This is a genomic window from Kribbella endophytica (genome assembly GCF_054781295.1).
On the sequence record NZ_BAAGUR010000003.1, the window covers coordinates 972,624 to 992,340 of the forward strand.

The following is a 19,717-nucleotide window of genomic DNA, read 5'->3' on the forward strand; positions in this document are numbered from 1 at the left end:
CTCAAGCGACCTTGGGGTTGGTCTCGACGGTTGCCTTGTCGGCGAGGAGCTCGGTCTGCGGGAGGATCTCCAGGCGCGGCCTCGGGAGGAGGCGCGGCCGGATGGCCAGGCCCTGGCGGCGGGAGAAGTAGAGCACCGAGCCGACCGTGCCGAGGATGGTGAGTCCACCGCCCACGACCAGCGACCAGCGGGCGCCGAACTCCTGGCCGATCCAGCCGATGAACGGCGAGCCGATCGGCGTACCGCCCATCAGGACCGTCATGTAGAGCGCCATCACCCGGCCACGCATGGTCGGCTCGATGCCGAGCTGCATGGTCGCGTTGGCCGCGGTCAGCATCGTCAGCGCGGTGAACCCGACCAGCGGCAGCACCGCGGCGAAGGACAGGTACGTCGGCATCAGGCCGCTGACCACGTCCATCACGCCGAAGGCCAGCGCGGCGCCGATCACCAGTCGGCCCCTCGTCCGGACCCGCCGCGCCGCCAGCAGGGCGCCGATCAGCGAGCCGATGGCGAGGATCGAGCCGAGGATGCCGTACTCCCCCGCGCCCTTGTGGAACGCGCTGGTGGCCATCAGGGCCGACGTCATCTGGAAGTTCAGCCCGAAGGTCCCGGCGAAGAAGACCGCGACCAGCACCATCATCAGGTCCGGCCGGCGCCACAGGTAGCGCATGCCGTCGCGGATCATGCCCTTCTCGCGGCCGGCCATCTTCGGCGTGTGCAGCTCGTCGGGCACCATCAGCCACAGCGACAGGATCACCGCGGCGTAGCTGAAGCCGTTGATGATGATCACCGGACCGGTCCCGATCCAGGCGATCAGCAGGCCGGCCAGCCCAGGGCCGATCAGCCGGGCGGCGTTGAAGGACGCCGAGTTCAGTCCGACCGCGTTCTGCAGGTCGTCCTTGCCGACCATCTCGACCACGAAGGCCTGCCGGGTCGGGGCGTCGAAGGCGGTGCCGACGCCGAACAGGAAGGCCAGCGCGAAGACGTGCCACGCCTGGACCACCCCGGTGACGGCGAGCGTGCCGAGCACGAGCGCGACGGACCCCATCGCCAGCTGGGTGATGGTCAGGACCCGGCGCTTCGGGAAGCGGTCGGCCACCAGACCGGCGTACGGCGACAGCAGGAGGGCCGGCAGGAACTGCAAGCCGGTGACGATGCCCAGCGCCGTACCGGAGTGGGTCAGCTCGAGGACCAGCCAGTCCTGGGCGACCCGCTGCATCCAGGTGCCGGTGTTGGAGATGATCGCGCCGGAGGCGTAGAGACGGAAGTTGCGGACCTTGAAGGCCCGGAAGGTCGGGCTCACGAGCCCGCCAGTCGTTCGAGAACAGGTGCTGCCTTGCGCAGGATGTCGCGCTCCTCGGGAGTCAGTTTCTTCAGCTTGGTCTGCAGCCACTCGTCGCGGCGCCGGCGGTTGGCGCGCAGCAGGGCGTGGGCGGCGTCGGTCAGCTCGACCACGATCTGGCGCTTGTCGGTCGGGTGCGGACGGCGGACCAGCAGGCCCGCGTCCTCCATGTTCGACACGATCCGCGTCATCGACGGGGGCTTGACCTGCTCGTGCGCGGCCAGCTCACCGACCGTCATCGCGTCGTGCTTGCCGAGAGCACCGAGTACGCCGAGCTGGTTCGCGGTCAGGTCGTGCCCGTCCTCGCGCTGCCGCCGGATCTGCCGGGACAGCCGCAGGGTGGACGACCGCAACGCGCTGGCCAGCCCGACGTCGCTCTTCACCTGCTGGGCTACGACTTCGGGCATATCGTTAGCATAACTCATTACCTTTGCTAACGAAAAAGAGTTACGGAACATTCCACCCAGCGGTACGACACCGCCGGCGACTAGGGTGAGCCGCCATGGGGACTCCGGTCGAGCTGGTGAAGTACGAGCAGCGGTTCCGGCGGGCCGGGCTGCCGCTGTTCATCGAGGACTTCTCGCCGACGCACGACATCTTCGCCCGGGCCACGCCGGTGCTGGCGCTGGTCTTCCTCGCCGAGGTGCTCGGCGCGATCGAGCTGACCTGGCACTGGTGGGAGAACGCGCTGGCCGTGCTCGGCGGGCTGGCCGTCCTGATCGGCGGCTTCGGCCTGCTGAACCGGATGCGCGACCGCCCGTTCTGGTCGTTCCCGACCCGGTTCGGGACGCCCGAGCTGGCCGTGTTCGTGCTCCTGCCCGCGCTGCTGCCGGTGGTGTCGCACTTCCAGTGGAAGCAGTTCCTCGGCGTCGCGGTCAGCAACCTGGTCCTGCTCGGTCTCGTGTACGTCGTGGTCGGCTACGGCCTGATCGGTACGACGGTCTGGGGCGTACGACGGCTCGCAAGCGAGCTGGCCAACTCCGTCGCCAGCCTGATCCGGGCGCTGCCGCTGCTGCTCGTGTTCTCCCTGGTGCTGTTCGTGAACACCGAGATGTGGCAGGTCTTCGCGGGCATGCCGATCGCGTTCATCGTGCTCTCCGCGATCGCGTTCGCGCTGCTCAGCGACCTGTTCCTGGTCCTGCGCCTGCCCCAGGAGCTGGACCGGATCGAGCGCGACGCCGGCACCGGCCCGCCGCTGCGCCGGATCCAGCGGCTGAACCTGAGCATCAGCCTGGTGGTCCGGCAGTGGATGCAGGTCCTGGTGGTCAGCGCCGGCGTCGGCGCCTTCTTCGTTGCCTTCGGCATGCTCGCGATCAGCGAGAAGATCTACGGCGAGTGGGGCGTCGACACCGGCTCCTGGTCGTACACGTTCGACCTGCTCGGCCACCCGGTGCTGATCAGTGCGGCCCTGGTGAAGGTCGCGGTCGGGATCGCGAACTTCACCGGGCTGTACTACTCGATCTCACTGATGACGGACGCCACCTACCGCACCGAGTTCCTGGACAACGTCACCGACGAGCTCCGCGAGCTGTTCACCGCGCGGGCGGAGTACCTGGAACTGCGATCCCGAGTGCTTCCCGCAGAAAGTTGAGCTGGTGCCGCATCAGGCCCTCCGAGGTCGCCTCGTCCGTCGGCATGTGCGTCGCTCCGGACAGCGGTAGCACCTGGTGCGGGCGGCCTGCAGCCAGGAGTGCGGCTGACATGCGGAGCGTGTGGGCGGCCACCACGTTGTCGTCGGCCAGTCCGTGCACCAGCAGCAGCGGGCGGGTCAGCTGAGCTGCCTCCGGGAGGGGTGAGCTGCGGTCGTAGGCCTCGGCGTTCTCGTCCGGGTGGCCGAGGAAGCGCTCACGCCAGTGCGTGTCGTACAGCCTCGGGTCGCTCGGACCGGCACCGGCGACGGCGGCGTGGAACACGTCCGGCCGACGCAGTACGGCGATGGTCGACAGGATGCCGCCGTAGCTCCAGCCGGTGATGCCGACGCGGGTCAGGTCCAGGTCGGGGCAGTACTCCGCTGCTGCGTGCAGTGCGGTGACCTGGTCCTCCAGCGGCAGCGACAGGGTGTCGCCGTACACGGTCTTGTCCCAGGCCGGACCGCGGCCCGGCGTACCGCGACCGTCCGCGATGATCACGGCGAAGCCTGCCTCGGCGTACCACTGCGCGGTCGGTGAGAGTGGGGTGCTGGCGCGGACCGCGACCTGCAGCGCCGGACCGGCGTACGGGGTCATCAGGACGGGCAGCCTGGTCCCCGGCTCGTACCAGGTGGGCAGGACGAGTGCGGTCCGGAGCTGCAGGTCGCCGGCGCGCAGCCAGGTGATGCGTGGCTGCAGAGTCGGCCGCGCCGCCAGGGACTTGAGCTGGCGACCAGTACGTCGTACGGCGAACGCCTGGCCGGTCTCGGTGTTGGAGACGACCACACCGCCGGCTGCTGTGTGGACGCCTGGGCTGTTGGTCAGCTGGTGGAGTCCGGTGGGGTCGTGCAGCCACAGGTGACGCTCGGTCGGCTCGTCGTTGGCCTGGAAGAGGACTGCCTCGCCGGTGACGTCCAGGACCGCGCGGAGCTGGAGGCCCTCCGGAGTCACCGGCTGGCCGTCCACCAGGAGGCGGCGAGTGGAGGGGGTGTCGTCGGCGACGATCAGCTTGCCGGAGGCGGTCCTGGCCGGAGTGCCGGGCACGAGCTCGACCCAGGCGTCGTCGCGCTGCTCGTGGAGCACCGAGGTTTTGCCGGTGGTCGGATCGGCGGCCAGGACCTGCACGGTCTTCTGGTCGCGGGACTGGACGCTGAGCAGTACGCCGTGGGCGTCCCAGGCGGCTGTTGGCAGGTACTCGAAGTCGCCCGAGTCGATGTCGACGCGGCCGTCGTCGAGGTCGAGGACGTGCAGGGTGACCGCGGCGTTCGCCGTACCGGCTGCTGGGTAGGCGACCTCGCGGGGACGGCTCGCGGGGTTGGCCGGGTCGGCGATCCACCAGCGCTGGACCTGGGTCTGGTCGACCCGGGTGGCGAGCAGGCGGGTGCCGTCCGGCGACCACCAGTGGCCGCGGGTGCGGTGCATCGACTCGGAGGCGACGTGCTCGGCCAGGCCCCAGAAGACGTCGGGACCGTCGGCGGCGGCCAGCTGGCGATCGTTGCCGTCGGCAAGTTCCAGGACGTGCAGGCTGCCGTCGGTCACGTAGGCGACGCGGTGGCCGGTCGGGTCGAGCCGTGGGTCGACGACCGCGCCTGCGGTCTCGAGCGCGCGGAGCGCACCTGTCCCGAGGTCGAGGTGCCAGAGCTTGCCGCTGACCGGGAAGACGGCGACGGTCAGGGCCGTGTCGGTGGAGAAGGCGACGATGCCGCTGCTGCGTTCCCGGGTGCGTTCGCGGCGGATCTTCTCGGCCTCGGGGATCGGGCCGTCGGCGCCGAGCTGCTCGGGAGCGACCAGCAGGCGTTCCTCGTCGCCGTCCAGGATCCACAGGCAGCTGGTGCGATCCTCGGGGCCGCGAGTGCGGAGGAAGAGCACGCGCTCGCCGTCTGGAGAGGTGGCGAAGGCCTTCGGCAGGCCGAGGGTGAAGCGTTGGGTTCGGGCGGACTGGACGGGATAGGTCTCTAGATAGTCATCCATAACCGAGAGTCTTCGCGTCGTAGCAGCAACCGCGGAAAGGGGGATTTTTGCTGTGACATTTCTCGAATCGGAGAACCCGAAGACACCGTCAGTTTACCAACCCTCGCGATGTGGGTATCCACCGGGCCAAAGATGAGCAGGAACGACCGATGTGGGCGCGGTCGGCATCCACTGCAATGGACGGTATGAACAACGATCTGACCGCCCACCTGCGCACCGCGATCCGTGGCCCGGTGGTGACGCCCGACGACCCGGCCTGGGACGCCGAACGGCTCCCTTGGCACATGCTGGTACCGCAGCAGCCGGCCGCGATCGTGCACGTCAACGGGGTCGAGGACATCCAGGCGGCCGTCCGGGCCGCTCGCACGTACGGCGTGAAGGTCGCTGCCCAGCCACGCGGCCACGGTGCGACCGCCGACACCGCGACCGGCACGATCCTGCTCCGGTTCGACCGGCTGAAGGGGATCGAGCGGCGCGACGACGTCGTACGGGTCGAGCCCGGCGTGCAGTGGAGGGAGCTGAACGCCGCACTCGAAGGCACCGGCTACATCACGCTCCCGGGCAGCAACGGCGACACCAGTGTCGTCGGCTACTCGGTCGGCGGCGGGCTGAGCTGGTTCAGCCGCAAGTACGGGCAGGCCGCGCACCAGATCCGTGCGATCGACCTGGTCGATGCCGAAGGCAACCATCGGACGGTGACCGCAGAGAGCGACCCGGACCTGTTCTGGGCGGTCCGCGGGGGCGGCGGCGAGTTCGGCGTGGTCACCGCGCTGGAGCTGCAGCTGCTGACCGAGGAGCAGGTGTACGGCGGCCGACTGCTCTGGCCGACCGAGCACGGACGCGAACTGCTGCGGGCGTTCGCCGCGGTCGGCGACGACGCGCCGGACGAGCTGAGCGTGTGGGCCTGGATGCTGAACATGCCGGACGCCGACTTCGTCCCGGAGCCGATGCGCGGCCGCTGGTGGATCGCGATCGACGTCACCTTCCTCGGTGACGGCGACGACGCGGAGAAGCTGCTCTCACCCTTGTACGACGTGGCGGCGCCGACGTTCGGTGGGCTGGGCGTCGTACCGTTCGGGCAGGTCGGTGCGATCGCGCAGGAGCCCGAGGACCCGATGCCGGCGATCGGGCGGATCCGGCTGCTGAACGAGTTCGGCGGCGAGGCCGTCGACGCGCTGCTCGACCTCGTGCTGGACGGGCCGACGCCGATCGCGATGGTCGAGATCCGCCGGCTGGGTGGGGCGTTCGCCCGGCCGCGGGCCGGGGACGGATCCGCTGGGGTGATCGAGGAGCCGTACCTGCTGCTCGCCGGGGCGATCGCGATGGCGCCCGGTGACGCCGACGAGATCGAGAAGGCGTTCCACAGCTTGCACACGGGGATGGACCGCTTCCTGAGCGATCGGGTCCCGCCGAACCTGGCTACGGTCGAGCCGATCGAGCAGCTGTACCCGGCGGCCACGCTGGACCGCCTGCGCGAGATCAAGCGCAGAGTTGATGGGGACGACGTCATCCGCGGCAACCACCCACTGCTGTAACCCGTCGGCACCTACCAAGTTCCGGCCACCGATCGGGGGTTGGTACTTGGTAGGTGGTTGGTGATGGTCCTTCAGTTCATGGGTCCACGGCGTACCGCTCTGTCGCCGTGGGCCCATGGTTCGTCAGGCGGACTGCTGTTCCCTCGAGAGGCCGAGGGAGCGGGCGGCAGCTGCGGCCTCTCGTCGGGAGCCGGTGCCGAGACGGTCGAGGATGGCGGAGACGTGCCGGTCCACCGTTCGCACCGACAGCACCAGCTCGGCCGCGATCTGCGGATTGGTCAGTCCGTCGGTCAGCAGCACCAGTACGTCGAGTTGGCGGTCGGTCAGTCCACCAGGGTTCTTCCGCGTCCGCGCCTGCGCACCCCGCGGGATCCGCAACGCGCCCAGCTCCTTCAGCCGCCGCCGGACCAACGCTGCAGCGGGTACGGCGCCCATCCGGTCCAGGGTCTCCAGCGCCCGCAGCATCGGCTCGGTCTCACCGGAGTCGGCCAGCCGCAGCGCGTCCTCGTACGGATCAGCGTCACGCTGCCACCCCGGCGTACCGGGCAGCAGGTGCATCATCTGATCCACCACCGGTACGTCGCTCAACTGGTCGACGTGGTCCCGGACGGAGTCCAGCAGGTCGGTCTGCTCGTTCAGCCAGGCCCACTCGGCCAGGGCAAACGCGGCGTACCCCTGCCCGGCCAACGATCCCTGCTCCACCGCACGCTCCCACGCACCTACCACCAGCTTCTCGGCGTCCGGATCACCCCGCCGAGCCAGCAGCCGGCCAAGAGCCGAGTGGCTCATCACCGACATCATGCCGTCGTCGTCCACGTTCTCCAGCAGCTGCCGCAGCCGCTGCTCGGCCTCGTCCCACCGGCCGAGGCGCAGGTCCAGCAGCGCCTGGTGCACCTCCAGGTTGTACGCGTGCGAGCCGAAGCCGTGCTCGCGCACGAAGGCCAGCCCGTCCCGCAGGCACTCGGCCAGCTCGTCCCAGCGGTAGCCGCGGTACTGCATCTCGGCCAGGTTCGTGTAGCCGCGGGCAACGGCCTCGTAGTCCCCGGTCGACCTGGCCAGGTCGATACTCGTGCGCAGCTGGGTGAACCCGAACGGCGACCCGAGATCGCACCAGGCGATGCCCAGGTAGTTGTGGCAGAGCGCGTCGATGTCCGTCCGGCCCGCCTCGACCGCACGGTCGTGGGCCAGCTCCAGCGCCGGGATGGCCTCACGCGCAGCACCAGTGAGCACCATCAGCATCGCCTGGCCCGCAGCAGCCGACGCCTGCACGGCCGGTGAACCGGTGTACTCAGCGACCTCGACAGCGCGCTCTCCCGCCTTCACCGCAGCCGGAGTATCGCCAGCCATGTAGAGGAACCGGGACTGCCGCAGCAGAGTCTCGGCCAGCGCGGTCGACTCCCCCAGCTGCTCGAACAGCCGCACCGCCTCCTCGCCGGCCTCGACTGCCTCGCCGAACCGGTGCGCGATGTGCAGCTCCCAGGCGTAGGCGTCCAGCAGGTCGGCGCGATCAGCCAGCACCAGGCGGTCGGCGTACGGGAGCACTGCCTCCAGGTTGGTCAGCGCCTGCCGGTGCGACCCAGCTCGGCTGGCCTCCCGGGCTGCGAGCGGGGCATGCGCCAGCACAGTCTCGACATCCCCGGCCTCCACTGCGTGGTGGACCAGCCGGAAGCGCTGCCCTTCTGGGTAGGCCAGCATCACCTTGAGGACCCGGGCATTCAGGTAGCGCCGGCGTAGTGGCGGCAGCGCCTGCTCGATCGCCCGGCGGGCCAGCTCGTGGCGGAACGCGATCCGGTCCCCTGCTGTCTCCAGCAGGCCGATCTCCTCGGCCTCGCTCAGCCCGTCCGGTCCGGAGTCGAGCACAGTGTCGACGTACTGCAGCTCGACCGAGGAGGGGATCACAGAGAGCTGCTCGACAGCAGCCCGGCTCTCCTGCGACAGCCGGCGGATGCGAGACAGTACGGCGTCCACAACCGTTGCAGGGATGGTCTCCTCCGCTCCGGCGAGCACCTCGGTCAGGTAGAACGGGTTGCCCCCGGTCAGCACGTGGAGCTCGTCGGCGTCGCGCCCACTGCCGGCAGCGAGCGCACCGACCGCAGCACGCGACAGCGGAGCCAGCGGGATCCGCCGCATCGGTACGTCGGCCAGCGCACCGAGCCAAGCCCGCAGCGGGTGCCGGGTGTCGATGGTGTCCTCGCGGTAGGTCAGTACGACGACCGAGCCGGGCAGCTGGTCCAGCCGGCGTACGACGTACCGGAGGAGGTCGAGCGTCGCGTCGTCGGCCCAGTGCACGTCCTCGACGATCAGCACCGTCGGCCGCTCGAACTCCCGCAGTACGGCGTCGAAGACCAGGTCGGCCGGGACCGGCCGGTCCATCGGCCCGCCGGACCCGCGGAACGCGTCCCGGATCGGCTGCAGCAACGGCGGCACCAGGAAGTCGTCGCAGGAACCGATCAGGACCCGGCGCTCCGGACCGATCCGCCCGACCAGCTCGCGCACGAGCGTGGTCTTGCCGATCCCGGCCTCGCCGGTGACCAGCACCGTCGACCCGGTTCCGTGCGTGAGCACCTGGAGCAGCTCCTCGACCTGCTGCTCCCGTTCCCAGACGTGCGTCATTGTTCCCTGGCTCATTCCGAACCCCCGGCGGTAGCCGGCGACACGCCCCCGAGTCGCCGTGACCTCGACAGCCTAGCCACCGCGCGAGGGGCGGAACGCCGCTGTGGTTGAGACCTTGACGAGAATCAGCCAAGTTGCGGCCTGGTCTGCCCTTTCGGCCCGATCGGCCGGTCCCGCCGGGCATCCGTGACCTTGCCCGGCCCCTATCGTGCTGGGCCAGTGCGGCTTCGCAGGGAAGCACCGCACGCAGCGAAGGGGGCTTCATGCTGACTCGAACCGGAATCGGCCGAGCGGCGCGGACAGTGGTCGCGCTCGGCGCCGCCGCCGCGCTCACCGCCGGCGGCACCGTCACCGCGAGCGCCGCCTTGCCGAAGGTCACCGGCCCGACCCTGGCCGGCACCGCCAAGCCGACCTCCGCCAAGTACACGGCGCTCAACGGCGGGGTCACCGACGGCACGTACTGGTACAGCGTCGTGTCGGAGCACGCCAAGTCCGGCTCCAAGGTCTACGACTCCACCCAGCTGATCAAGACCAAGCTGTACGCCGCCAAGCCGACCAAGATCGCGACGTTCCGGATCCGCTCCGGTCACCACACGAACCTGCTCGGGCACGGCAACGACATCGCCTACAACGCCGACACCAACCGGCTGCTGATCCCCGCCTGGACCAACGACGACTCGGTCCAGGGCGAGACCCAGGCGCGGGCCGTCCGCATCATCAACCCCGGCACGCTGGCGATCGAGAAGACCATCAGGCTGCCGCACACGACGACCGGCCTGTGCTACGACGCGGTCAACAACCGGTACGCCGGCGGCGTACTGAACCAGTACTACGCCTACGACAGCGCGTTCGAGGAGACCGGGAAGTCGGCGAAGCTGGCGATGACCGGCCTCGGCCAGGGCATCGACTGCGACCAGAGCTACGTCTACGTCATCACCAGCCCGAAGGGCGCGCAGAAGACCAACCGCATCTTCGTCTACGACTGGTCGTTCAAGCTGGTGCGCACCTACGAGTACGCCTCCGGCTCGGAGAGCGAGCACCTCACCCACCAGCACGGCACCTACTACCTGGGCTTCAACATCGGCGCGGGCAAGCTCTACCGCCTCGACGGGTTCCAGTTCACGGTGACGTACGCCAAGAACGGTGGCACCGGGTCGATGGCGTCGACGGTCGTGCTCTACGACCGGTCGACGGCACTGCGCAAGAACACCTTCACCCGCGCCGGCTACACCTTCGCCGGCTGGACCGCGAAGCGGTCCATCGACGACAAGACCCGCTACCAGAACCCGAAGGACACCGGCAAGACCGGCTGGTACGCCGCCGGCCACCAGCCCTCGGGCTGGAAGGCGTACGTCTACAAGAACGGCGCGACCGTCCTGCACACCACCAAGCGCGGAGCCGTCGCGCTCACCGCGGTCTGGCGCAAGGCGTAACACCGCTCTGCTCCCCCGGCCCGCCTCGGGCCGGGGGACGCCGTCAGGTCAGCCAGTCGCCCAGCGGGCCGATCGCGAAGTAGACCACGAACAGCGCCGACACGATCCACATCAGCGGGTGCACCTGACGGGCCTTGCCACGGACCACCTTGAGCAGCGTGTAGGAGACGAACCCGGCGCCGATCCCGGCCGAGATCGAGTACGTGAACGGCATCAGGATGATGGTCAGGAACGCCGGGATCGCGACCTCGAGGTCGTCGAAGTCGATGCCCTTCACCTGGGTCATCATCAGGAACCCGACCAGCACCAGCGCCGGCGTCGCGGCCTCGTACGGGACCAGCGTGACCAGCGGCGCGACCACCATCGAGATCAGGAAGCAGATCCCGGTGACCACGCTGGCCAGTCCGGTCCGGGCTCCTTCGCCGACGCCCGAGGCGGACTCGATGTACGACGTGTTGCTGGACACCGACGCGGCACCACCGGCCGCCGCGGCGACGCTGTCGACGATCAGGATCCGCTGCGCGTTCGGCGGGTTGCCGTCGGCGTCGAGCAGGTTCGCCTCGGCGCCGATCGCGGTCATCGTGCCCATCGTGTCGAAGAAGTCGGCCAGCATCAGCGTGAAGATCAGCAGGATCGCCGACACCGCGCCGATCTGCGCGAACGAGCCGAACAGGTTGAACTCCCCGAGCAGGTCGAGGTTCGGCTTGCTGAACCAGTTGTCCGGCAGGGACGGCACGCTCAGCCCCCAGCCGCCGGGGTTGTCGGCGGTGCGGGCGCCGACGTCGGTGATCGCCTCGATGACGATCGCCAGCACGGTCGCGACCAGGATGCCGATCAGGATCGCGCCCTTCACCTTGCGGGCGTACAGCGTGACGATCAGGACCAGGCCGACGACGAAGATCAGGACCGGCCAGCCGCGCAGGCTGCCGCCGACGCCGAGCTCGACCGGCGGGCCGGTGGGCGCGGCCGGCCGTCGTACGAAACCGGCGTCGATCACGCCGATGAACGCGATGAACAGGCCGATGCCGACACTGATCGCGACCTTCAGCTGGCGTGGAACGGCTTCGAAGACGGCTTTGCGGAAGCCGGTCAGGACCAGGATCAAGATGATGATGCCCTCGAGCACGACCAGGCCCATCGCGTCGGCCCAGGTCATCTTCGAGGCGACCGAGTAGGCCAGAAAGGCGTTCAGGCCGAGTCCGGTGGCCAGTGCGAGCGGGAAGTTCGCGACCAGGCCCATCAGGATCGTGATCACACCCGCGATCAGCGCGGTGGCGACGGCGACCTTCGCGATCGAGGCGGTCGGGTCGGTGCCGCCGCCGACGTACTGGCCGGTGCTGTCCTTGACCGTGCCGATGATCAGCGGGTTCAGCACGACGATGTAGGCCATCGTGAAGAAGGTCACCAGTCCGCCGCGGATCTCCCGGGGGACGGTCGAGCCGCGATCGGTGATCTTGAAGAAGGAGTCCAGGAAACCGGGGCGGGAGGCAACAGCCGGGCGCTCGCTCATGACCGCATCGTGCCAGTTCCGGGCGGGCCTGCGCGAGCGATCCTGTCGAGCCGACGCGTTAAGGTGATGACGTGGCAGACGAGAAGGCGGCGCCGGCGCCGAAGAAGCGCAACGACCCGACCAGTCAGCTGGCCCGCGGCGAGCTGGTGCACGCCGAGGTCAAGCCGCTCGACCTGTCCGGCATCCCGACCGTGATCGCCGGGATCGTCGCCTGGGCGCTGGCGTTCGTGGTGGTGCTGATCTTCCACGACGACCTGAAGCGGTCCGGCGACGAGTGGTGGCTGTGGGTCACGGTCGCAGGCTTCGGGCTCGGCTGGATCGGCTTGGCGTACTGCAAGCGCCGCTGGTCGAGCATCCAGGCCGGGCACGGTGCCCCGGCCCACGAGGACTGAGTCAGTCCTTCTCCGCGACCTCTTCGACCTCGTCGTCCGACGTGGGCTCGGCGGCTGCCTCGACCTCGGTCTGTACGGCGTCCGCCTCGGCGACCTCGTCGTCGGCCTCGGCCGGCGTGAGGTCGGTCGACGTCGCGTCGGTCGGCATCGCCAGCTCGTCGTACCCGGTGGTGTCGAACGCGTGCTCGGTCGACGGGTGGTCCGGCGCGTCGATCACGACGTCCGAGTGCGCACCGCAGCCGTAGTCGTAGGCGACAACGCGTCCCTCGCCCGGAGCCATCTCGTTCGCGCACGCACCGAAGGCCTGACCGAGGCTGTCAGCCAGGCGGATCCAGTACCCGCAGGAGTTGCACTTGAACGGCACGGCCTGCGCGATCGGTGAGGCCGGGCCGAAGTCCCCGGCGTACCAGCGCTCGGCCGCGTCCTCACGGCCGGCCGGCGACAGCACCCGCTCGCGTCCCAGCCCGAGCTCCTCGACGACCGCGAGCACCTCGTCGGGCGCACCGGTGGTGTCGGTGTAGCCGGGCTCGAGCCGCGGGTCCTCCGGCAGCGTCGGGAACAGGTCGCCCGGCCGCAGGTCGCCCGGCTTGACGCGGTCCGACCACGGCACCCACTCGGGCGCGACGATCGCGACGTCGCCCGGCAGCATGACGACCTCGTTCACCGTGACGGTCTTGGCGCGGGACGCGCGGGTGACCGTGACCGCCCAGCGCCAGCCCTTGTAGCCGGGGTGGGCGGAGGCGAAGTAGTGGGTGACGAGCCGCTCGCCTTCGACCGAGTAGCCGAGGTGTTCCCCGACCTGCGCGGCGCCGGCTTCCTCGATCGCGGCGTCGCGGGCAGGTTCCACCGCCCCGACGCAGACGGCGTCGGGCTTGGCGCGGACCGGTTCCGGAGCTTTGACGGGAGTCACAGTCGGTCATTCTCGCATGCCGTACCAACGGAATCCGAACCGTGCCGCGCCTGCGGTCTGTCCCCCGCACAAGGCAGGATGGGTCCATGGAGACTCCCGACCCGACGAACACCGGTCCGACCGGTACGCCGGGCGCGGGCGATCACACGTCGAACAGCACCAAGAAGACTGCTGGTGAGCGGTTGGGGACGGCGGGGCAGCGGCTCGGGAGTGCGAGCAAGAAGGTCGGGCACGCCTCGAAGGTGGGCGCGACCGGGTTCGCCTCGATCTCGAAGAAGACCGCCGGGGTGACCGGGCGGATGGGCAAGGCGACCGGGCGGCGCATCTCGGGACTGACCGGCGCGCAAGGAGCTCGGGAGTCCGGGCTGTCGCGGCTGATCGAGCTCGGCGCGGTGAACGCCGCCGGTGACACTGCCTTCGCGGTCTCTCTGGCGGGCACCGTGTTCTTCGCCGTACCGAGTGAGCAGGCGCGCGACCGCGTCGCCCTGTTCCTGCTGCTGACGATGGCGCCGTTCGCGCTGATGGCTCCGCTGATCGGCCCGATCCTGGACCGCTTCCGGCACGGCCGCCGGTGGGCGATCGGCGCGACGCTCGGGCTGCGCGGCTTCCTCGTCTGGAGCCTGGCCGCGTCGATCCACGACAGCTCCACCTGGTTGTACCCGGCAGCGCTCGGGTGTCTCGTCGCTTCCAAGGCGTACGGCGTGACGCGCGCTTCCGCCGTACCGCGTCTGCTGCCGAAGGAGATCACCCTCGTCACGGCCAACTCGCGGATCTCCCTCGCGGGCGTCGCCGGGGCGACGGTCGGCGCGGGCATCGCGGGCGCGTTCGCCGCGATCGGGCCGGAGTGGTCGCTGCGCTGGGCAGCCGTCGTCTACACCGTCGGCCTGATCCTCGCGATCCGCCTGCCGAGCCGCGTGGACTCACCGGCCGGCGAGGAGATGACCGGCTCGGCCGGACGCGAGGCGCGTCGCCGCGCGATCACCGCGGCGGTCTCGCGGGGCATCCGGTGCAACCTCGGGCTGCGGTTCGTCTCCGGCTTCCTGACCATGTACCTGGCGTTCCTGCTGCGCGACAAACCGATCAGCGGGCTCGACGGCGTGGTCGCCGCCGGTGCGGTGATCGCGGCGGCCGGTATCGGCAACAGCCTGGGAACCCTCGCCGGATCGTTGCTCAAGGCAAGAAAACCCGAGGCCGTCGTACTCGTCGTGCTGCTCGCGGACGCCGCCATCGCGCTCACCGTCGCGATCCTCTACGGCTTCCCGACCCTGATCCTGCTCGGCCTGGTCGCCGGCCTGTGCAGCTCGCTCGGCAAGCTGTCCCTGGACGCGATGATCCAGCGCGACGTCCCCGAAACCGTCCGCACCTCGGTCTTCGCCCGCTCCGAAACCGTCCTCCAACTCTCCTGGGTGATCGGCGGCGGCTGTGGCATCGTCCTCCCGCTCATCCCCCGCCTCGGCTTCGGCTTCCTCGCCGCGGTCCTGCTGGTCGTGATCTTCCTGGTCGTCCGCCACAAGCCCGCCCCACAACCTCGTATGGCGAACAGCCCGTCGGCCCCTCGCACTCCAGCGCCGCACGCCGAGACCCGCCCGGTCCGCCGCCCCACGCCCGACGAGCCCGGCACCACCCGCACGGTGATGACCAGCCCCCAGGACCCCACCACCACGCGCATCAGCGAACGCCGAGCCCAGGGCCCCCGCACCGACACTCCCCACACGACCGAACCCACCGTCGAGCTCCGCATCAAACCGAAGCCCGAGCAGGCACCCGCCGCCGGCCGCTGGTGGAGCGGCCAGCCCGACGACGACGACACGGTCGCCGAGCCAGCCAAGTGGGCCGAAGAACCAACCGTAGAACGCACCGCCGAACAACCCGCCGCCGAACGACGTACGAACGACGAGACACGCGTCGAGCGGCGGACCGGACTGTTCCGGCGCCGCCGCTCGCGGTGAGGTTCTAGGCCTCAACCAACTTCTCTGTCTTCTTCTCAGCAGTTCCTCGGAGTACGAGGGTGATGGTGATCGCCGTGGCGATCAGCAGGACTGCTCCAACGACCGCCGCGGTGTTGAGGCTGTGATTGAAGGCGTGGCGGGCGGCCGCCAGTACGGCGTCGTGGAGCTGACCCGGGAGTTGGGCTGCGACGGCGGTGGCGGCAGGCAGACCTTCGCGGGCACCATCTGCGGCCGCAGCAGGAAGGCCAGCCGGCAACTGAAGGTCGGAGCGATACGCCGCCGTACCGATGCTCCCGAGGACGGCGATGCCGAGAGCGCCGCCGAACTCACTGCAGGTCTCCATCAGGGCGGACGCCGAGCCGGCTCGTTCGGGAGCGACAGCACCGACGACTGCTTCGGTGACCAGCGCCATCACCATCACCAGCCCGGCGGCGAGCAGCCCTGAGCCGGTGAGGAGGACCCACAACCCCGAGGTCACCTCGATCTGAGTGAGGACGATGAAGCCACCGGCCGACAGAAGGAAGGCACCGCCGAGAACGTTGGCCCGGTCCATCCGAGCCGCCAGGACAGTCGACAAAGGCGCGGCACCACCAACGGCAACCGACGGAACGAGCGCCCACAGAGCAGCCTTCAAGGGACTCAGCCCGAGAACCAACTGCAGGTACTGCGTCATGAAGACCGCGTTGCCCACCAGCGCGAGCATCCCGATCGTGTTCGCCGCGAGCGCCCCACTGAAGGCCCGGTTGCGGAACATCCCCAGCTCGACCATCGGGTACGCCGCAGTGCGCTGCCGCTGCAGGAACGCGGCCCCCATCAGCAGCCCGACCACGATCGAGATCACCGGCACCGTGTCGACCCCGTGCGCCGCGATCTCCTTGATCCCCCAGATCACCGGCAGCACCGCGGCCAGCGACAACACCGATCCCAACAGATCGAACCGCCCAAGAGCAGGCGCCTTGAACTCCGGCAGCAGCACCGGCGCGATCACCAGCAGCAGCACCATCGCGGGAGTGTTGATCAGGAACACCGAGCCCCACCAGAAGTGCTCGAGCAGCACCCCGCCGAGCACCGGCCCGAGCGAGATCCCGCCGAGCATCACCGCGCTCCAGAACGCGATCGCCTTCTGCCGCTGACCGGCGTCGTGGAACATGTTGCGGATCAGCGCCAGCGTCGACGGCATCAGCGTCGCACCACCGATCCCGAGGACGGCCCGCGCGGCGATCAACTGCTCCGGGGTCTGCGCGTACGCCGCCGCGACCGACGCCAAGCCGAACGCGACCGCGCCGATCAGGAGCAGCCGGCGCCGGCCGATCCGGTCGCCGAGCGCGCCCATCGTGATCAGCATCCCGGCCAGCACGAAGCCGTAGATGTCGAAGATCCACAGCTGCTCGGTCGCACTCACCCCGAGGTCGGCGGAGATGAACGGGACGGCGAAGTAGAGCACCGACACGTCCATCGAGACCAGCAGCAGCGGCAGCGCGAGCACCCCCAGCGCGATCCACTCCTTCCGGCCGGCGCGTTCGGTCATGACCCCTCCAGGTGATCTGCGTACGACGCACACTGTGTGCGCCATACGCAGACCATAGCCGCTATCTGTCTATGTTGTAAACAGATAGACTGCGGCCATGGAGATGAGCGAGCTCGAGCTGCCGAGGGTGCTGCAGCAGCTGTGGGGACTGGAAGGGCCGGCCCGGCCGGGGCCGAAGCCGACGTTCCACATCAGCGAGATCGGCGCGGCCGCGGTCCGGCTGGCCGACGCCGGCGGGCTCGGCGCGGTCTCGATGAGCAAGGTGGCCGCCGAGCTCGGCTTCACCACGATGTCGCTCTACCGGTACGTCGAGGCCAAGGACGACCTGTACGTCGTGATGCTGGACGAGGCGTTCGGTCAGCCGGCGCCGGTCGACGAGTCGCTCGGCTGGCGGGCGCGAATCACCGCCTGGGCCGAGCACTTCCGGGACGCGCTGGTGCGGCATCCGTGGGTGTTGCAGGTGCCGGTGTTCGAGCCCCCGCTGTCACCGCAGCAGCTGGACTGGATGGAGGCGGCGCTGCGGGCCTTCGAGGGCACACCGCTGACGCCGAACGATCAGCTGTCGTCGATGATGCTGGTCAACATCTACGTCCGCGGTACGGCGCAGCTGACCACGCACCTGCGGACCGACGACGGCGCCGACCAGCTCTACGGGCGGCGGCTCGCGATGCTGGCGACGCCGGAGCGGTACCCCACGATCGCGGCGAACCTGAAGCCCGGAGAGCTGGACGTCGACTACGCGGGCGACGACTTCCAGAACGGGCTGGACGTCGTCCTCGACGGCATCCAGCAACTGATCGAACGGCGCAAGAAGTAGGGGTCAGATGTCGAGGCGGTCGGCCACTCCGCGCAGTACCGTCGCGACCTGGCGGGCCGCTTTGCCGTCGGGGTGACGGCCGCGGCGGTAGCCCTCGCCGAGGTTGTCGAGCAGCTTGATCAGGTCCTCGACGACCAGCGACATCTCTTCCGGCTTCGGGCGCATCGCCTTGGCCACCGACGGCGGCGGGTCGATCAGCCGGACCTGCAGCGCCTGCTCACCCTTGCGGCCCTCGACGACGCCGAACTCGACCTTCTGGCCCGGTTTGAGGCTGGTCACTCCGGCCGGTAAAGCCTCCGCGCGCACGTAGACGTCCCCGCCCTCCTCCTTGCTGAGGAAGCCGAACCCCTTCTCGGAGTCATACCACTTGACCTTGCCAACAGGCACGGGAACCTCTTCGATGTCGATCGACGGAACAGGACGGAAAAGGGGACCGGACAGGCTGCCCGGGCCGGCTACCCAGCGTACGTGAACAGGGTTCGCCGCGCCTGTGGAAAACTACCTGATCAGGCACCGATTCCACACTCCCGGTCTCGTAATTCCGGGTCATCACCTGCTGCGACCGCGTCGCCGATGGAACGATCCCCCGGCGGCGCCGCTCACCGATACTTTTCGGGCTCCTTGAGCCGCTCGTTCATCGAGCCGGAACGGAAGCCGCGCGGATCGACCGCGGCCGCCAGGAAGCCTTCGGCGCGGACCAGTTCGACCAGTGCCGCACTGTCGACCGCGCCGAGCAGCGCGGCGTCGATCTCGATGCTCGCGGACTGGCCGAGGTCGCGGACGCGGACGTTCTGCACGCCGTACGGCGCCAAGTGCTCGCGGACGACCTGCTCGGCCCGGTCGACCCGGGCGAGCAGGTTCGGCGTGATCCGTACGCCGTACGCGATGCGGCTCGACAGGCAGGCCGCGGCCGGCTTGTCCGACGTCTCCAGACCCCAGCTGCGCGACGCCTCGCGGATCTGCGCCTTGGTCAGCCGCGCGTCCTTCAGCGGCGTGATCGCACCGCGCTCGAACGCCGCGCGGATGCCCGGCCGGAACCCGGCGATCGCGTCGTCGGCGTTCGTCCCGGTCGCGATCGCGGTAATGCCGAACTCGTCGGCGATCGGCTGCAGCGTCTCGACCAGCTCCGCCTTGCAGAAGTAGCACCGGTCGCCGGCGTTGGCCTGATAGCCCTCGCGGTCCATCTCGTGCGTGTGCGGCGTGACGTGCCGGACGCCGACACCGTCGGCAAAGCGCGCCGCGGGTTCCAGCTCCGCGACCGGGAGGCTCGGGCTGACCGCTGTCGCCGCGACCACGTTGGCCGGGCCGATCGCGCGGGCCGCGGCCGCCAGCAGGAAGGCCGAGTCGGCGCCGCCGCTGAACGCGACGACCAGACTCGGGTACGTCGCCAGGCGGGCCATCAGCGCCTCGAGCCGCTGCTCCAGCACGTACGCGTCGAGCCAGGCAGGGAACTCCGTCAGATCGTTCAGTACGACGTCCGCGCCGTACGCCCGCAGCTCGTCGGCGGTGAACGGCCCGGTCGCCACGCTCACCGCGACCGCTCCGGCCGCGTGGGCTCCGTCGATGTCGGCCGTGTGATCGCCGACGTAGATCGTCGCCTTGTGCTCGCGCAGCGCGATGCCCTTGTCGGCGCCGTGCAGGTCACCGACCGGCTCGTCGACGTCCAGGCCGAGGTGATCCAGGTGCAGCTTGACGCTCGGGGCGTACTTGGCCGAGACCACCATGGTCCGCCCACGCAGCGCGCGGATCGCGGCCAGCGATTCGGCGACGCCGGGCAGCGGCAGGCTCCCGGTGATCGCGTGCGCCGGGTAGACCTCGCGGTACCGCGCGACCATCGCGTCGACCTGGTCCTCGGGGAACCAGTGCGCCATCTCCCAGGTCAGCGGCGGCCCGAGCCGGCTCACCACCAGGTCGGTGTCGATCTCGGCGCCGGTCTCGGCGGCCAGCAGGTCCCAGACCGCCTGGATCCCCGGCCGCGAGTCGATCAGCGTCATGTCCAGATCGAACCCGACCACGAGTTCCGGTACGTCGGTAGTGGCGGCAGCGGACGGCATCTCGGCGGTTGACACACCCCAGATCCTACGTCGTC

The 19,717-nt window shown here is 69.7% G+C and carries 15 protein-coding genes; 6 read left to right on the top strand and 9 right to left on the bottom strand.

The features are described 5' to 3' along the window. Position 1: 1 nt before the first annotated feature. A complete protein-coding gene (locus ACYVIO_RS31000; RefSeq protein ID WP_460654464.1) occupies positions 2-1,303 on the bottom strand; it encodes an MFS transporter in 1,302 nt (433 codons plus the stop codon). Further along, on the bottom strand, positions 1,300-1,749 hold the full coding sequence (locus ACYVIO_RS31005) for a MarR family winged helix-turn-helix transcriptional regulator (protein WP_460654465.1): 450 nt from the start codon (positions 1,747-1,749) through the stop codon (positions 1,300-1,302). Before ACYVIO_RS31005 ends, ACYVIO_RS31000 begins: the two co-directional genes overlap by 4 nt. A gap of 95 nt (positions 1,750-1,844) precedes the next feature. On the opposite strand from ACYVIO_RS31005, the gene ACYVIO_RS31010 reads away from it, so the two are divergent. After that, complete coding sequence (locus ACYVIO_RS31010; RefSeq protein WP_460654466.1) at positions 1,845-2,933, top strand: hypothetical protein; 1,089 nt, start codon at positions 1,845-1,847, stop codon at positions 2,931-2,933. Here ACYVIO_RS31010 and ACYVIO_RS31015 read toward each other — a convergent pair. Then, positions 2,875-4,941, bottom strand: a complete 2,067-nt coding sequence (locus tag ACYVIO_RS31015) for a S9 family peptidase (RefSeq protein ID WP_460654467.1) — start codon at positions 4,939-4,941, stop codon at positions 2,875-2,877. The two genes, ACYVIO_RS31010 and ACYVIO_RS31015, sit on opposite strands and share 59 nt — an antisense overlap. A 185-nt stretch (positions 4,942-5,126) precedes the next feature. Between ACYVIO_RS31015 and ACYVIO_RS31020 the strand changes: the two genes are divergently transcribed. Then, positions 5,127-6,476, top strand: a complete 1,350-nt coding sequence (locus ACYVIO_RS31020; protein WP_460654468.1) for an FAD-binding oxidoreductase — start codon at positions 5,127-5,129, stop codon at positions 6,474-6,476. A gap of 123 nt (positions 6,477-6,599) precedes the next feature. Here ACYVIO_RS31020 and ACYVIO_RS31025 read toward each other — a convergent pair whose 3' ends face one another. Next, positions 6,600-9,104: an ATP-binding protein gene (locus tag ACYVIO_RS31025; protein ID WP_460654469.1), complete on the bottom strand. Its 2,505-nt coding sequence runs from the start codon at positions 9,102-9,104 to the stop codon at positions 6,600-6,602. A gap of 248 nt (positions 9,105-9,352) precedes the next feature. Here ACYVIO_RS31025 and ACYVIO_RS31030 point away from each other — a divergent pair, with 248 nt between their 5' ends. Continuing rightward, the gene (locus ACYVIO_RS31030; RefSeq protein WP_460654470.1) at positions 9,353-10,522 is read left to right on the top strand and encodes an InlB B-repeat-containing protein; all 1,170 of its coding nucleotides are present in this window, start codon (positions 9,353-9,355) and stop codon (positions 10,520-10,522) included. Positions 10,523-10,565: 43 nt separating this feature from the next. Here the strand turns inward: ACYVIO_RS31030 and ACYVIO_RS31035 are convergent, their stop codons facing one another. Next, complete coding sequence (locus ACYVIO_RS31035) at positions 10,566-12,032, bottom strand: NCS2 family permease (protein ID WP_460654471.1); 1,467 nt, start codon at positions 12,030-12,032, stop codon at positions 10,566-10,568. Positions 12,033-12,103: 71 nt separating this feature from the next. Here ACYVIO_RS31035 and ACYVIO_RS31040 point away from each other — a divergent pair, with 71 nt between their 5' ends. After that, positions 12,104-12,424, top strand: coding sequence for a DUF2530 domain-containing protein (locus tag ACYVIO_RS31040; protein WP_460654472.1), 321 nt, complete (start codon positions 12,104-12,106; stop codon positions 12,422-12,424). A 1-nt stretch (position 12,425) separates the two neighbouring features. Here the strand turns inward: ACYVIO_RS31040 and ACYVIO_RS31045 are convergent, their stop codons facing one another. Then, complete coding sequence (locus ACYVIO_RS31045; protein WP_460654473.1) at positions 12,426-13,334, bottom strand: DUF3027 domain-containing protein; 909 nt, start codon at positions 13,332-13,334, stop codon at positions 12,426-12,428. An 86-nt stretch (positions 13,335-13,420) separates the two neighbouring features. Here ACYVIO_RS31045 and ACYVIO_RS31050 point away from each other — a divergent pair, with 86 nt between their 5' ends. Next, positions 13,421-15,283 carry an MFS transporter gene (locus ACYVIO_RS31050; protein ID WP_460654474.1) on the top strand — a complete coding sequence of 621 codons (1,863 nt, stop codon included), beginning with the start codon at positions 13,421-13,423 and terminating at the stop codon, positions 15,281-15,283. A gap of 4 nt (positions 15,284-15,287) precedes the next feature. Here ACYVIO_RS31050 and ACYVIO_RS31055 read toward each other — a convergent pair whose 3' ends face one another. Beyond that, a complete protein-coding gene (locus tag ACYVIO_RS31055; protein WP_460654475.1) occupies positions 15,288-16,811 on the bottom strand; it encodes an MFS transporter in 1,524 nt (507 codons plus the stop codon). A 97-nt stretch (positions 16,812-16,908) separates the two neighbouring features. Between ACYVIO_RS31055 and ACYVIO_RS31060 the strand changes: the two genes are divergently transcribed. Next, positions 16,909-17,628 carry a TetR/AcrR family transcriptional regulator gene (locus ACYVIO_RS31060; protein ID WP_460654476.1) on the top strand — a complete coding sequence of 240 codons (720 nt, stop codon included), beginning with the start codon at positions 16,909-16,911 and terminating at the stop codon, positions 17,626-17,628. A 3-nt stretch (positions 17,629-17,631) separates the two neighbouring features. On the opposite strand, the gene ACYVIO_RS31065 is transcribed toward ACYVIO_RS31060, so the two are convergent. Both ACYVIO_RS31065 and larE read right to left on the bottom strand, forming a co-directional pair. Further along, positions 17,632-18,015, bottom strand: coding sequence for a cold-shock protein (locus ACYVIO_RS31065; protein WP_425834935.1), 384 nt, complete (start codon positions 18,013-18,015; stop codon positions 17,632-17,634). A gap of 212 nt (positions 18,016-18,227) precedes the next feature. Continuing rightward, positions 18,228-19,697, bottom strand: coding sequence for an ATP-dependent sacrificial sulfur transferase LarE (gene larE / locus ACYVIO_RS31070; protein ID WP_460654477.1), 1,470 nt, complete (start codon positions 19,695-19,697; stop codon positions 18,228-18,230). Positions 19,698-19,717 lie beyond the last annotated feature (20 nt).